15 protein-coding genes are annotated in these 15514 nt (G+C 42.6%); 1 reads left to right on the top strand and 14 read right to left on the bottom strand.

The genetic code is table 11. The features are described 5' to 3' along the window. Positions 1-196: 196 nt before the first annotated feature. The 4 genes from I872_RS00410 to I872_RS00395 form a co-directional block, all read right to left on the bottom strand. Entirely contained in the window at positions 197-907 is a 711-nt protein-coding gene (locus I872_RS00410; RefSeq protein WP_015604223.1) for a hypothetical protein, read from the bottom strand. Between the two features lie 68 nt (positions 908-975). Next, entirely contained in the window at positions 976-1362 is a 387-nt protein-coding gene (gene imm48, locus I872_RS00405) for an Imm48 family immunity protein (RefSeq protein ID WP_015604222.1), read from the bottom strand. Positions 1363-1699: 337 nt separating this feature from the next. Next, on the bottom strand, positions 1700-3184 hold the full coding sequence (gene thrC / locus I872_RS00400) for a threonine synthase (protein ID WP_015604221.1): 1485 nt from the start codon (positions 3182-3184) through the stop codon (positions 1700-1702). A 271-nt stretch (positions 3185-3455) separates the two neighbouring features. Further along, entirely contained in the window at positions 3456-4151 is a 696-nt protein-coding gene (locus I872_RS00395; RefSeq protein ID WP_015604220.1) for a GNAT family N-acetyltransferase, read from the bottom strand. Positions 4152-4501: 350 nt separating this feature from the next. Here I872_RS00395 and I872_RS00390 point away from each other — a divergent pair, with 350 nt between their 5' ends. Next, positions 4502-5347, top strand: a complete 846-nt coding sequence (locus tag I872_RS00390) for a MurR/RpiR family transcriptional regulator (RefSeq protein WP_015604219.1) — start codon at positions 4502-4504, stop codon at positions 5345-5347. A 228-nt stretch (positions 5348-5575) separates the two neighbouring features. Here I872_RS00390 and I872_RS00385 read toward each other — a convergent pair whose 3' ends face one another. The 10 genes from I872_RS00385 to I872_RS00340 form a co-directional block, all read right to left on the bottom strand. Next, positions 5576-6460, bottom strand: coding sequence for an ROK family protein (locus I872_RS00385; protein WP_015604218.1), 885 nt, complete (start codon positions 6458-6460; stop codon positions 5576-5578). 18 nt (positions 6461-6478) lie between these two features. Next, the gene (locus I872_RS00380) at positions 6479-7396 is read right to left on the bottom strand and encodes a dihydrodipicolinate synthase family protein (protein ID WP_015604217.1); all 918 of its coding nucleotides are present in this window, start codon (positions 7394-7396) and stop codon (positions 6479-6481) included. A 33-nt stretch (positions 7397-7429) separates the two neighbouring features. Continuing rightward, positions 7430-8080, bottom strand: a complete 651-nt coding sequence (locus I872_RS00375; protein WP_015604216.1) for a DUF624 domain-containing protein — start codon at positions 8078-8080, stop codon at positions 7430-7432. 55 nt (positions 8081-8135) lie between these two features. Next, the gene (locus tag I872_RS00370) at positions 8136-8588 is read right to left on the bottom strand and encodes a NanQ anomerase/TabA/YiaL family protein (protein ID WP_015604215.1); all 453 of its coding nucleotides are present in this window, start codon (positions 8586-8588) and stop codon (positions 8136-8138) included. A gap of 25 nt (positions 8589-8613) precedes the next feature. Further along, complete coding sequence (locus I872_RS00365; RefSeq protein ID WP_015604214.1) at positions 8614-9444, bottom strand: carbohydrate ABC transporter permease; 831 nt, start codon at positions 9442-9444, stop codon at positions 8614-8616. Between the two features lie 16 nt (positions 9445-9460). Next, complete coding sequence (locus I872_RS00360) at positions 9461-10348, bottom strand: carbohydrate ABC transporter permease (protein ID WP_015604213.1); 888 nt, start codon at positions 10346-10348, stop codon at positions 9461-9463. A gap of 95 nt (positions 10349-10443) precedes the next feature. Then, positions 10444-11763, bottom strand: a complete 1320-nt coding sequence (locus tag I872_RS00355; protein WP_015604212.1) for an ABC transporter substrate-binding protein — start codon at positions 11761-11763, stop codon at positions 10444-10446. Between the two features lie 240 nt (positions 11764-12003). After that, the gene (locus I872_RS00350; protein WP_015604211.1) at positions 12004-13140 is read right to left on the bottom strand and encodes an ABC transporter ATP-binding protein; all 1137 of its coding nucleotides are present in this window, start codon (positions 13138-13140) and stop codon (positions 12004-12006) included. Positions 13141-13154: 14 nt separating this feature from the next. After that, a complete protein-coding gene (locus tag I872_RS00345) occupies positions 13155-13853 on the bottom strand; it encodes an N-acetylmannosamine-6-phosphate 2-epimerase (protein WP_015604210.1) in 699 nt (232 codons plus the stop codon). Between the two features lie 258 nt (positions 13854-14111). Next, complete coding sequence (locus tag I872_RS00340; protein ID WP_015604209.1) at positions 14112-15110, bottom strand: acetylxylan esterase; 999 nt, start codon at positions 15108-15110, stop codon at positions 14112-14114. Between the last annotated feature and the right edge of the window lie 404 nt (positions 15111-15514).

Below are 15514 nucleotides of genomic sequence, written 5' to 3'. Positions count from 1 at the left end.
TTTATTGTTGGCGTAGCTATTAATTCCTTTGTATCTGTTTTATATATTAACTCCTCTTGCTGATTATACTCTTTTTTATTATTTTAAACATATTTTCCTACCTATTAGTAAAGTTAAAGTGTACAACTTGGTTTGTATCTAAATCAACAACTAATTCAGGTTGCCTCGTTTGGTCATTCAATTTTAATTCAAAAACTTAAAAATCCAGTCCAATGATAATCCATTCATCAATGATATCCCAAAAATTTAAGTTTCCTTGGGGAAGCTCTTTGGTGGACCAAAGATAAGCTCCTGTCTCCAGATTTTGGTTTAAATCAAGTACCACATAGGTCCCCATTCCGTTACTGAAAAAGTTATAGCAAGAGGTCAAATCCATATCCAATTGGTCTTCATATTCCCATTCAAAATCAGAAACTGGATTAATGACTTTCAAAGCATCCAATCCCATACTCTTACTAGTAAAATCATAAAAACCATTATGAATTTTCGTATAGAAATCAATAATACTATTATCAATTTTTTCTATCGGATACTTTATCTTTTCCTTAAATTCTTGTTCAGTTACTGGATTTTTCCCCTCATAGAAAAATTCCATTTTAGTTTTGAAACCAAGAATAGTATACAAAACAGAATATTCATTTCCGATTTTCATCAACTCAATATTAGTTAAATAAGTTTGCAAATAAAGAATAGTATTCCTTAATTCTTGTGCATCATATTTCTTCCATTCTGAGAGGATAATTGATTTTCTTTCTTTCATATCTCTCGTTACAAATGCCTTTTTCCAATATTCTGGAATAGGAGCATTCAAAATAGTAGATTTATCGGTTATAAACTCTACTTTTTTCTCAGAAGATAGCGTGTATTTATTTAAAAACGCAATTTTTTCATTAATTTGTTTTTCCATTTTATCCTCCGATTTGAAAACTGATGAAATAAGTCCTATTATAAAATCAAATGTAGTCCCTGTAAATATTAACTTTTCACTACTTGAACAATATCATCAAAATCATCTGAGAGAGCGCCAAATTGACTGTCGGAATATAGGAAGTAGCCTTCTAGACCTCTGTGGATAATCGCATGAACCGTTGGGTGAAATTCCTTATCCGTCGCATTGATGACAAACTGTGTCATTTCAAAGGCTACCTCGGGAGCATACTGAAGCTTCTCAATACCGATACGAATCATCAAGGCTTGGACATTTTCTGGACTAATGGAATCCTTTTGCGCCTTTCCGTTTAACATCCCGAAAATATAGGCTGCCGCCAACTGTCTGTCAAGATCGTCAGCCAAATCAATCGTGACCAAACTTAAAAATTTATCGACCATTTTAATGGTTTCATTGACGATAGTTTCGTTCATAACAAATCCTTTCTAGAATACCAATCGATTCCTTTGCAATATCCACAAGGAATCTCTCCTACTTGATCAAGCTCATACAGGCCATTATAGTAGGCAGAATCAATTTTATCTCCAAATTCAAATAAATAACTAAGCAGTAAGAACCACCCGCTTACTACAAGCGAAGTTTACTAACTTTATAACTCTAGTATAGCATAAATAACATGACAACTTCTTCTGTATGTGAGAGAACTATCTTAGAGATTGCCAAGCTCTTGGACTGCAAAAAGATTGAAGGCTCCACGATACTAAAAAATCAGCCAGATATCCAGCTGATTTTAGTCTTTTTAAGCAAACTTTATAATCCTAAGTAATCCTCGACTGCTGCCTGCATTTGGTCTGCAGCGACTGTCGTTTTATGACGCACTGGGGCTGTTTCTAAGCCATCCACAGCTGGTGGCAGGGCTACGCCAGAAAGTTCGTGCAGTTGGTCCAAAGCCTCAAAGTCACTGAGTCCTGCCTGACCGGTCACAGCTTCAACAGCCACGACTGGGAATTTATAAGGACTAGCGGTAGATGCGATAACAGTCTTGCGCTGATCAGCTGTTTCTGCCAAGTATTTTTGATAGACAGCAGACGCAACGGCAGTATGAGGGTCTTCGATATAGTCAGACGTTTGATAGACCCGCTTGATCTCAGCTGCTGTCTCTGCCTCTGTCGCATAGTCAGCTACAAAGAGCTCTAAAATTTCAGCGTCAAAGTCCGTCAATTCATACTGTCCATGCTCATTGAGAGCCGCCATTAGGGCAGCTGTTTTCTCAGCGCTGTTACCAGACAGATGGAAAATCAAGCGCTCCAAGTTAGAGGAAACTAAAATATCCATGGATGGACTAGTCGTCACCTTAAAGCTCCGCTTCTTGTCATAAACCTGGGTCTTGAAGAAGTCTGTCAGGACATTGTTTTCATTCGACGCACAAATCAGCTTGCCAACTGGCAGACCGATTTGCTTGGCATAGTAGGCCGCCAAGATATTCCCAAAATTACCTGTCGGAACTGTAAAGTTGACCTTGTCGCCTGCTGTGATTTCTCCCGTCTTCACTAACTGAGCATAGGCATAGACATAGTAAACAATCTGCGGCACCAAACGGCCGATATTCATAGAGTTGGCTGATGAAAACTGCAGTTTGTGCTCCAAGAGACGAGCTCGTAGGTCTGTGTCATTGAACATGTGCTTGACATTGGTCTGGGCATCGTCAAAGTTGCCGTCAATGGCAACCACATGCGTATTGGCACCTGTCTGCGTCGTCATTTGCAGCTCTTGGACCTTGCTGACACCGTCTTTGGGATAAAAGACGATAATTTCTGTCCCAGGAACGTCCGCAAAGCCTGCCATAGCCGCCTTACCTGTGTCGCCAGAAGTTGCTGTCAGAATGACAATTTTGTTTTCCAAGCCGTGCTTTTTGGCTGCGGTTGTCATCAAGTGAGGCAAGATGGACAAAGCCATGTCCTTAAAGGCAATGGTCGCTCCGTGGAAAAGCTCTAGATTGTACTGACCATCCAGCTTGACCAAAGGAGCAATCGCCGTATCATCAAACTTGCTGTCGTAGGCATGGTTGATACAGTGGTCCAGCTCCGCTTCAGAAAAATCATCCAAAAAAGCAGACAAAACCAGCTTGGCTACTTCCTGATAAGAAGCGTCTTTGAGCTTGGCAAAGTCCAAATCGACCTGCGGATAGGTAATGGGCGTAAACAGACCGCCGTCTGTCGCCAAACCTTGCAGAATCGCCTGACTGGCTGTTACTCTATTCTTCTCGTCGCGCGTTGATTGATAAACTAAAGTCATTCTTTCTCATCCTTTATCTGTAGTTCGTTTTATTATATCAAAATTTATCAGAAAATTCCCGCTTTTTATCAAAATTAAAAAGCAAAAAGAGTCTGGGACAAAAGTCCTAGCCTCTCAATTGTCTTTGGATGTCGAGCAAGACGCAGTGGTTGAGTGGGCTCTACTAGGCTGATTTCATCAGCTTTTACAGCCCTACTCAACTGTGCGGAGGTGGGACGACGAACTCGAATTCTAACGAATTACCGATTTCTGGCCCACTCTCAATCAAATGTTAAAACTCAGACAAGGCTTTTATTTGCTGTCCCTTTTCATCGAAATTGTCTGGACTCAGCCATTTCTCCAAACGACTCTTGACAGCTGGCCAGTCCTTATCAATCATGGAGAGCCAATCAGTGTCTCGGTTGCGCCCCTTATAGACAACCGCCTGACGGAAGGTGCCTTCGTAGGTAAAACCAAGCCGCTCTGCCGCTCGCCTTGAGGGCTGATTGAGTGCATCGCATTTCCATTCGTAGCGGCGATACTCCAGCTCTTCAAAGACATAGCGAGCCAGTAAATATTGAGCTTCCGTAGCCAGTCTGGTGCGCTTCAACTTGGGCGAATAGGTCACAGACCCCACTTCAATGACACGGTTGCCTCGGTCAATCCTCATTAAAGCGAAGGTTCCCAGCGCCTTGCCACTCTCCTTGTCCACAATGGCATAGTGGAAACGATCCTGAGCTGCCAGCATCTGATCTAGCAAGGCCGACCACTCACCCTGACTTTGAACAGGATTTTGAAAGAGATAGGTCCACATGTCAGCAGGAGAATCCGGACCATATACTTCGTATAAATCCACTCCATGCTTGTCCTTGGACAACCGCTCGATGACGACATACTGACCTTCTATTCGCTCCAGCTTGGGCAGATCTCCCGGCTTAAAGTCCGGCAACCCCTCCCCAATAGGCTGGCCTAGTTCATTGATTCGCATAAAAAACCTCACAATCTAGCTCTACTGATTTCCAAAAGCTGGATAAAAAGGCTTGAACAGATTGGAAGCTACACTTGCCATCAGCTCCTATCTCCCTTGCTTCAGATCCAAACTTGGAACATTACTTGTGTAAATTATATCACTTTTTTTTCATCCGACGCAAACTTTAGGAAATACCTCTTCAGAAAAAGGCGGTCATAATATCTATAAATATTGAGATTACAGTCTGCTCATACTTTAATGGAAAGCCAGATCTGACAATTATCGGTTTTGTAAACGCTTTATTTCCGCTAAACTATGTTATAATGAAAATACGTTTTTATTATTTTGACCAAAGAAAGTGACCCACCATGAGACACCAGCAAAATATCTTGGCCATCATCGAAAGCTGTTACGACACTATGACCGATGTCGAAAAGCGGATTGCCGACTATTTTTTGAATCCGACCGATATAGGAGGGGATCTGTCCTCCCTCGAAGTAGCGCAAACCTTGCACATCTCACAGGCGGCCTTGACTCGTTTTGCAAAAAAATGTGGCTTTAAGGGCTATCGGGAGTTCAACTTCCAATATCTCCAACAGCTAAAAATTAGCAAAACGGAGCATACAAATCTAAAAAATGATTCGTCCCGCCAAGTGCTACGCAACTATATTCAAATTCGGCAACAAACCGAGGACTTGATTGACGAAAAAAGATTGGAGCGCGTAGCCCAGCTGATTGAAAAAGCAGATCGTGTCTATTTTTTTGGCACGGGAAGCTCGGGGCTTGTCGCTCGCGATATGAAACTGCGCTTCATGCGCTTAGGGGTTATTTGTGAAGCTCTGACAGATGCGGATGGCTTTGCTTGGACAACGAGCATTTTAGACAAAAACTGCCTAGTAATCGGCTTTTCTCTTTCAGGTCAAACCCCATCCATTATTGACAGCCTGATTGATGCTAAGGGCATGGGAGCCAAGACCGTGTTAATCACTGGCCAGCCTGATTTGATTAAAGAAGATTTTTCAGAAATCATCCCAGTTGCAATTCAAAATAAACCCCAGTTCATCCAACGAATCTCAGCTCAGTTCCCAATGTTGCTGATGATTGACATACTTTACGCCTTTTTCCTAGAAATAGATCGAGAGAGAAAGGAAAAAATCTTCAATAGTTACTGGGAAAACCACAAACTTAACGGTTATTACCGTAGACATCAATAAAATCCAGCAGAAACCTGTTGGATTTTTTGCATGTTCTTTACAGCCTTACTCTAAACAATGACTAAACTGGCTTAGAGTAAGATTCTGGTTGTACTGGTTTTCTACGTAACTCCTTAAAATCTAAACCAGACTCAACTCACCCCAGCCACTTGAAAGTCGTCTAACTATCGATGGAAGAAGCATTACTAAAACAAAAGAAACCTGAGGTCACTCCCAGGTTTGCTTGTATTACTGATGTTTACTTTTAAAGTGGTAGTAGGCTCCGAACATGCCTGCCGTATTTTGGTGATAGGCAAAGGCTAGTTTGGTCTTCTCAGCTATGCTCGGCACCAGAGCATCCTTGAGAGCCGCTTGGATACGCGGCCGGAGGATGGCCTCTTGTCCCATAATACCACCGCCCAAGATGACGATTTCCGGATTGACGACATAGCAGATATTGGCAATGCCCTGCCCCAGATAGCCTACCATGCGGTCAATTCCTTTGATACAGAAGGTATTGCCCTCGGTCGCTTCTTTGAAAATCCTTCGACCATTCCAGAGAGATGGATCATCTCCGTGCAAGTCAGCGACATATTGAACCAAGGCTGTGGTAGAAGCTACATCCTGAAAAGCCCCGTCCGGCAGGTGTAAATAGCCTACTTCGCAGGCTGAGTTGCTAAAGCCGTGAAAAACTTGACCATCCGCTACTAGACAACCGCCAATCCCTGTCCCAATTGTCAGGCAGACAGCAATTTTTGCTCCCTTACCGTGGCCAGACATGACCTCAGCCAGACCGGCGCAGTTGACGTCATTCTCAATCTCGCAAGGAATGGAAAATTCCTCCTCCAAGACCTTCTTAAATTGCGTCCCAGCATAGTTAGGAATCTGAGGACCAGCGTAAAAGATTTCTCCCTTGTCTGGATCGACCATGCCAGCTGAGGAGATACAAATCCCCTCAATTGAACCAGCCTGCACATAATCAGAAACTATCTTTTGAACCTTACGCATAATCTCTGGACCACCCTTATGGGCTTCCGTAGGTATTTCATGGGCTTCTACTAGCGTTTCTTGGTCGTCTATCAGGCCGTATTTGATATTAGTACCGCCAATGTCAATCGTAACATAATTTCCCATAAGCATCCTTCTTTCTTTTTAGAGGAAGCGCTTCTTAGTTTCTTGGATCAAGGCCGCTGCTGCTTCTACGACTGGACGGTCTGCATCTACGACTGGTGTCAGAGGAGCACGGACAGAGCCGATAGTCAGTCCTTCGTTGAGCTTGAGAACTTCTTTGATAACAGCATACATATTGCCATGAGCACTGGTTAGCTTGCCGATAATGTCGTTAATGGCAAACTGCAGCTCTTTAGCTCTTTCTAGTTCCTTGTCTGCAATCAGTTGATTAAGCTTGAGGAAGAGCTCTGGCATAGCCCCGTAGGTGCCACCAATTCCAGCTGCCGCTCCCATGAGACGACCGCCCAAGAACTGCTCATCTGGACCGTTAAAGACCAAATGGTCACTGCCTCCAAGTGCTGCAAAAGTTTGGATATCCTGAACTGGCATAGAGGAATTTTTCACCCCAATCACGCGCTCATTTTTCAGCATTTCCTTATAAAGACTCGGAGTCAGCGCTGCGCCAGCCAATTGCGGAATATTATAAATCACAAAATCAGTATGTGGGGCAGCCGCACTGATATCATTCCAGTACTGAGCGACAGAGTATTCTGGCAGACGGAAATAAATCGGTGGAATAGCCGCAATGGCATCAACTCCTAGAGCCTCAGCGTGTTTGGCCAACTCGATACTGTCTTTAGTATTATTGCAGGCCACATGAGCAATAATAGTCAGTTTGCCCTTAGCAACTTTCATTACTTCTTCCAAAATTACTTTTCTGTCGGCCACGCTCTGGTAGATACATTCGCCTGACGAGCCGTTGACATAGAGACCTTGCACGCCCTTGTCGATGAAATACTCCACCAAAGCGCGAGTCCGCTCCGGGCTGATTTCACCCTCCTCGTCATAACAAGCATAAAAAGCTGGGATGACACCGTGATATTTCTTTAAATCTTTCATTTTCAAATTTTCTCCAAATGTACTAATTCTAGATTATAGACTGCTATATTTAGCGAAGATTTTTTCCAAAATAGGAAGCTGCAAAAAAGCCAGACCTGCAAAGCCGATAAAGGCAAAGAGGGAAAATCCTAACAGCAACACAAAGCCTGAACTATAGATGATGACGAGGATCGCAGCTATGACCGCCATCATAATAAAGAACCAAGGAAAATTCAGACTTACAATCACTAGGCTAGTCTGTAAAACGTCTCTAAAAGACATGAGAAATTTACCAGCCAAGGGATAGACGCAAAGAGAAAGCAGGATTGTAAAAATAATCATTCCAAAACAAACCGCCTTTAAAACTTGGAAAGGCAGGGCTTCCTGCGTCCGAAAAAGCAGGAGGTCAAAGAGACTAATGCCGACTAAAGCCAATTCCAGCAAGCCCAGTTTGAGTCCTTGCTTCCAATTTTCTCGAAAGATTCGAGTGTAAGTTCTGATTACTTTTACTCGACGGTTTCCCTTGATTTCAAAAAGTGTTTGATAGAGACTGATCTTGGCAATCCCAATGGTCACCAAGGGCAGGCAAGACAAGAGAAAGAGAAGATTGACCGTCATCAAATCTAGGATTTTCTCACAGATTTGCATGAAAAAATTATCCGTATCAAATATAGCTCTGATGAGTCCTGTTCCTTTATCTGACATAAGTTTCTCCTTTCTCTGCTAGCCTAGCACACTCAAAAATCTCGCTAACCTGGGGCTAGTCTATTAAAACTTTAAAAAGATACTTTCTGACATTTTCTTCCAGACCCGCATAGCCATTTGGCTGATGAGCCTCTTCTGGAAAGAAAATCGCAAAATTATGGTAACCCAACAAGAGAGGATAACGATTTTGACAATGAACAAAGCCGATATCCGCCTCTTCATCAAAAGCCACTGCCTCATCGACCATCTGGCTACCATAGACAGAATATTCATGCCCTGCTACTAGCAGATGAAAATCTGCATATTTTTTATGATATTCAAATTGATCATTGGCCTCTTGATTGAGGATATTTTCCTGAACCAAGAGAAAGACCTTGTCTCCATCCACTTCATAGCGTCCCAAGTCAAAGCTGTCTTTGCGATGCTCATAGAGATGATCAATCGCTTTATCCAGATTGGGATGAAGACCCTTGTAACGAGTCACATTTTTTAAATCATCAAAAATCATAGTCTTATTTCCTCTATTGAGTACCTTATCCTTTGACAGCTCCCATAGTAATCCCTTGAGTGAAGGATTTTTGGAAGATGAGGAAGACTGCTACGATTGGCACTGCCGCCAAAGCAGCACCGGCCATAATCAGACCGTAGTTGGTTGCCATCTCAGCCTGCATAGTCGCAACCCCTAGCGAAATCGTCAGATTGTTCCGCGAGGTCAACATTACGAGCTGCATGAAGTAGTCATTCCAAGTGTTGATAAAGGTGAAGATAGCCAGAGCAGCAAAGCCTGGTTTGACGATAGGAAAGGCTACACTCCAGAAGGTCCGGATTTCACCACAACCGTCGATCTTAGCTGATTCTAGAAGCTCTGTCGGGATATTTTCACTAAACTGCTTCATGAGGAAGACCCCGAACGGCCAGCCAACTAAAGGCAAAATAACCGCCCAAAGGGTATCGTGGATTCCCATGAAATTGACAATCCGCACTAGAGGCACTAGGACAACCTGCTTAGGCAAGGCCATAGCCGCGATAAAGATGGCAAAGAGAATCCGTTGCCCGTAAAAGCGTTTCTTAGCCAAAACGTAACCAGCTAGAGATGATGTCGCACAAACCAAGAACATGGTCGCCAGTGAAATAAAGACACTGTTCCACATCCACTGCAAAGCTGGATTTTGAACGGCTAATTGCTGGAAGTTCTCTGTTGTCGGGTTTTGTGGCCACCATTGAGGCGGAATCATAATTGTATCCGGCTGAGATTTAAATGCTCCAGTCAGAATCCAATAGAATGGAAAGATAAAGAGCACGGTCAAAAGTGCTAAAATCACAGATGAGAACACTTTAAATGAACTAATTTTTTGAGGTTTCATATTCCTGCTCCTTTCTTTAATATTCCACATCGTTACCGAGGATCTTGAACTGAGCGAAACTGATAATCGCAATCATAATCGCTAGAAAGACTCCCATGGTGTTTGCATAGCCATATTCAGATAGCTTGAAGGCTTTTTCATATAGATAGTACATAAGCGTACTAGTTGAATAGTTTGGTCCACCTGATGTCAACAGCTGAATCAAGGCGAAACATTGGAATGAGTTAATAGTTGTGATGATAGCAATATAAAGTGTCGTTGGTAAAAGACTCGGCCATTTGATTTTCCAAAAGACTTGCATCTCTGTTGCCCCATCCACACGCGCAGCTTCCACTAGAGAATTATCGATATTTCCCATAGCTGCAATGTAGAGAATGATCGGCTGACCGACAGATGTTGTCAGCAAAATAACGATGATAGCCATCAGAGCCCAGTGTTTGTCTCCCAACCAAGAAATGTTTTGGTTGATGATGTGCCCAGATTTCAAAACAAAGTTCAAAATACCAGACAGGGGATCGTATATCCACTTCCACACTACCGTCACGGCAACACTACCTGTAACAACTGGCAGGAAGAAGACGAAACGGTAAAAGGAGCGAGAAACAGCATTCATCTCATAGGTCTGTGAAGCCACAAACAAAGAGAAGAGCACAACTACCGGCACAGAGCCGATTACAATAATGACTGTATTAATGAGTGACTTAACAAAAACTGGATCATTGAACATCCGAATGTAGTTATCAAACCCAACGAATGTAAATGAGGTCATTGTATAATTAAAGAAACTAGTGATAAATCCCATTATCATAGGCGCCAAAACAAATACTGTAAAGAATATAAGAATTGGAGCTAAAAACGCATATGATATTAGGGTTTCTTTCATTCTGATTTTATTGACTTTCACAATGAGGTACCCCTCTTTCAAGATTTTCTAACAAAATACCCCTTTTTCTATTTTTAGAGACTGACAACAGAAAAAGGGGCGGATTTTAAACTTGCTTATTTTTTAGTAATCGTTTCGTTTGCTTTTTCAGTAAATGTCTTCAAAGCAGGTTCAACTTTTTCATCTCCATTAGATACAGATTGCAACATTGGGAACCAGAGTGTTCTCATTTCTGCAAATCCATCAATGGTGTTGTAGTATGGTGAGTAGTATTTAGTCCAGCCACTGATTGTTTCCATACGCTTGTCATCATAGAGTTTACCAAATGATGTACGAACTGGGAAAGCACCTGTACGAACAACGTCCTTAGGTCCCCATTCTTTGTCATCAGCGATGAATTTCACAAATTTCTTGGCTGCTTCTACTTTCTTGTCGTCTTTGTTGTTAAAGACTGCAAAACCATTTACAAGGTATTCAAGGGCTGGTTTGCCTGAGTCTGATGGGAATGGTACTTCAACCACTTCTACTTTACTTGCTTCCAACAATTTAGCTTGGATACCATTTTGTGCTGGTGCCCAAAGTACAGTGTAAGAAGTTTGACCGTTAGCGAAGTTTTGGATGTCTGCTCCACCATCGTATTGAGAACCGTTCATCATGAGGCCATTGTTGATCCAGCTCACTGCTTTTTCAAGACCTTTGACAAATTTCGGATCATCAGTTGTATATTTAGTTACTTTTTCGTCTGTAACAGATCCACCGTAGAGGTTAGCGATGAAGGCACGAGTTCCTTGGTCTCCACCTTGACCGTTACTGAAGAGAGAGCCAGGTGTATAACCTTTATCTTTAAGCGCTTTCAAAACTTTTTCAAAGTCATCTGTTGTCCAGCCTTCTTTAACTAGGTTGAGGACACCAGCATCTTCCAACATTTTCTTATTCATTGCCATGTAGAATGGAGCAGAGCTAATTGGATACATATAAGCTTTGTCTCCAGCCTTGCTGGCTTGGATAATATTGTCGTTGTTAACATCTTTGACGAAATCATCTGTGAAGAGGTCGTTCAAGTCTGCCAACTTACCGTTTTTACCGTATTGAATAATCCGGCCTGGTGCATCGAAGAGCACATCTGGCGCTGTTCCAGCCTCGATAGCTGTCGTAATTTTTTCTGGACCTGACTTGAAGTCGATTGTTTCCAAATTAACATGAATATCTGGATTTGCTTTTTCAAATGCTTCAATGATGGATTTCTCATAAGTTCCCACACCGTCATTAGCATTTTCTTGAGTGAAGACTGGGAATGCCCACCAAGTAATCTCTGTCTTACCAGATTTATCTCCAGAGCTAGCTGCTTTATTTGAGCTACCACCACCGCTACAAGCTGCTAACGTAAGAACTGTAGCTCCCGCTACCAATGAACAAAGCAATTTCTTCATTTTCATGTGTTTTTCTCCTTTAAAATTAAGATTCCAAGCTGACCTAAACAGCTTTTACCTGCCTATTGGAGAGTGGGACAGACCTCTTTCATTAGGCGCCCCAGCCTCGTTTTTCCTGTGTTATTCTCTGGACAAGCGTCCACCTATATTTGATTAAAATCCTAAACTTTTAAAAGTACAATCACTCCTTTTCTGTGACCTTTCTTTTATCCTAAAATAAAGTCAGTCAGTTCATTTTAGGTTGTTTTACAAAGTAATTCGTTTTTGAGTCTCACTATCAAACAGATGACTCTTAGGTAGTTTGAAGGTGAAGCGAAGCTTCGAACCTGGCTCCAGATAATTAGAAGCATCTACCTTGGCTGAAAACTCTTGGCTACCCACCTTACAGTAGAGCACTGAGTCACTACCCAGCAACTCTGACACGACAACTTCCGCATCGACCACATCGCCAGGGAAAGTATCCTCTACAATCAAGTCGGCTGAGATATCCTCTGGTCGGATACCCAAAATAACTTTCTTACCTTGGTAGCCTTTTTCTGTCAAAAGCTTCTCTTGACCACCTGTCAGGGTAAGATTGAGTTGATCACCATCAGTCAGTTGATGACCAGATACCATCACTTCAAAGAAGTTCATAGCTGGACTGCCGATAAAGCCTGCAACAAACTTATTCGCTGGTTCATTGTAAAGCTCTTGCGGAGTTCCGACTTGCTCGATACGACCGATAGTTCCCGTTCCCGCTTCATTTTTCGTCGCTGACATGATAACAATGCGGTCGGCCAAGGTCATTGCCTCGGTTTGGTCGTGGGTAACGTAGATGGTTGTTGCTCCGATACGGCGGTGGATTTTGGCAATCTCAGCACGCATGGACACCCGCAGTTTCGCATCCAAGTTTGACAAAGGTTCATCCATCAGGAAAACCTTGGCATCTCGGACGATGGCCCGTCCCATAGCTACCCGTTGACGTTGACCACCAGACAAGTCCGCTGGTTTGCGGTCTAGAAACTCTTTCAAACCAAGGATTTCAGCTGCTTCTTGCACCCGTTTGTCGATATCTTCCTTGCTGTACTTGCGCAGTTTCAATCCAAACGCCATGTTGTCATAGACTGTCATGTGTGGATAGAGGGCATAGTTCTGGAAAACCATGGCAATATCACGATCCTTGGGAGCAATATCATTGACTAGTGTCTCATCGATATAGAGCTCGCCCTCAGTGATGTCCTCCAATCCCGCAATCATACGAAGCGTTGTGGATTTCCCACATCCAGAAGGGCCAACAAAGACGATAAATTCTTTGTCTTTGATTTGCAAGTCGAAATTTTCTACAGAGTAGAAATCACTATTAGGATATTTTTTGTAGAGCTTATTTAACTTTAAGGTCGTCATTGCTTTACCTCACTTTATTTTACTGCTGCAACGAAACGCTCGGTGATTTCCTTTGGTCGAGTAATAGCTCCGCCTACTACAATACCGCGAACACCTAAATCATGGATTTGCTTAGCCTGATCTGGATAGTGAATCTTGCCCTCAGCAATCACATCTACTCCCGCATCACAGAGCTTCTTGACCAGTTCAAAGTCTGGTCCGTCTACCTTAGGACTGTAGGATGTGTAGCCTGATAAGGTCGTACCGACAAAGTCAACACCAGCTGCTACAGCTGCCACACCTTCCTCAAAGGTACTAATGTCGGCCATCAGCAGTTGCTGCGGATATTTCTCCTTGACTTGTCGGATAAAGTCCTCAATCTTTAAACCATCATAGCGTTCCCGCTGGGTGCAGTCCAGAGCGATGACCTCGATATCAAGGGCAGCCAGCTCATCCACTTCCCGCATAGTCGCAGTGATAAAAGGCTCCTGTGGCGGATAGTCCCGTTTGATAATCCCAATAATCGGGAGCTCGGTTACTTCCTTAATCTCCTTGATGTCTCGCACGCTGTTAGCTCGAATACCAACTGCCCCGCCTTCTTCAGCCGCCTTGACCAAGAGAGGGATGACTCCACCAGCCTCTGTATAGAGGGGCTCATGAGGCAGAGCTTGACAGGAAACGATAATGCCATCTTTGATTTTTGCAATTAATTGATCTTTGCTAATCTGTGACATAAATAATCTCTCCTTTTTCTATGTTTTCTCCGTTCTTTTTATAATGTCATTATATACAAAAAATAAAGCGCTTTCAATACGTTTTGAGATTTAGATTTTAGTTTCTAAAAACCGACTTCCTTTCTTAAAAGCTGAAACTACTTTCAGGATTAGAAGTGTTTCTACAAAAAAGTTGTAATAGATTTTGAATAATTTACCATAAAAAGCCTGAGATTATGCTAATCTCAGGCTTAGTTTCTTTCTTACTACTATCTATTTTTACCAGTCTTTAAAAGCTTCCAACAAAGAAGGATGGTCAATCTTTGAGCCGCAAAGCCAGTTGAAAACTTTATCATTGACATAGACATTCATGGCTTCATGCTCGTACTCTGGCATGAGATGGTGCTCCTTAGTACACTCCAGCCGGTTGTAAATCGCAAACTGGGTAATCGGATAACAAACATCGTCAGCAAGTCCTGTTATCATCCGCACGCTCCCTTGAATGCGGTGAGCCATATTTTTCACATCGATATAGGACAAGGTCTGAATAATCTCATCCTCCGTTTCGTGGAAAGGATCGTGGAACTTAAAATAACGAAAGAGCTCATCATAGGCCTCGCTGCTATTACCAATCTCCAACACCCGCCGGAAGTCTGACAAGAAAGGATAGATAGCCACGGTCTGCTTAATACGCGGATTGAGAGCCGCTGCCACCAAAGCCAAGGCTCCGCCCTGAGAAGCACCGTAACTGGATAAACGTTCCTCGTCCACAAAGTCCAAACTCGCCACAATCTCAACCAAGCTGTAAATATCTAGATAGACATCCTTATAAAAGAGACGCTCTGGTCCATCCACTGCCCCACGGATAATCTGACCCTTGACCGTATTGCCCCTTACAAGCGCCCCTCCATCCAAGGAATAGCCTGACTGGCCGCGTACATCCATAGATACAACACCATAGCCAGCCACTGTATAGGCCAGCATATCGGCCCAATCCCAGCCACGCCCCATATAGCCATGGAAATGAAAGATAATTGGAACTTTTTTACTCGATCTGGGAAGAACTATACGGGCATAGGTTCGCCCCCGATTCGTTCCCTCAAAAACTAGCTCATAGCAGGTCACCCCAGCGATTTGAAAGTCTTTTTCAATCAGCTGATAGTCCGGCAAGCCACTCAAACTGCTAATCTGACAATCCCAAAAAGTATCAAAATCCGCTGGAACTTCATCTCTGCCTCTGTAATCCTTTGCTTCTGCTAATAAATCTGGATTGCGCATCTTATCCTCCAACAATATTGTTTTTGTAAACCCTTACATAAATAATAGCACAGCGCCTTCCCTTTTTCAATCCTTTGCAATATTAAGAATTTAATTTCTGTTTTTGCTGTGATTCTTTTTCTTTTTGAAACTAGTTTCAAAAAAAGGGGTCGGAGAAATTCCCTGACCTCTTTTTAATGTCACATTACTAAAAACAAAGCAAGCGAGGTAAATAAAGAATCACACCTTTTAACCTGCTTTTTGAACATTTGATAGAAATTCTTGATAGAGTTGATTTCTAAGTAGCAACTGATGATGAGTTCCTTAGCTATAATTCCAAACAAAATAAAAAAACTTCAGACCGTAGACAAACTACTTTTCTCGAAGTGGTTTGTCTTTTTTTGTTCATCATTTCTATCTGATTT

Origin of the sequence: Streptococcus cristatus AS 1.3089 (genome assembly GCF_000385925.1) — a bacterium.
GTDB lineage: Bacteria > Bacillota > Bacilli > Lactobacillales > Streptococcaceae > Streptococcus > Streptococcus cristatus_B.
Note: the sequence above shows the minus strand (reverse complement) of the source record. Positions and strands in the feature narration are given on the sequence as shown.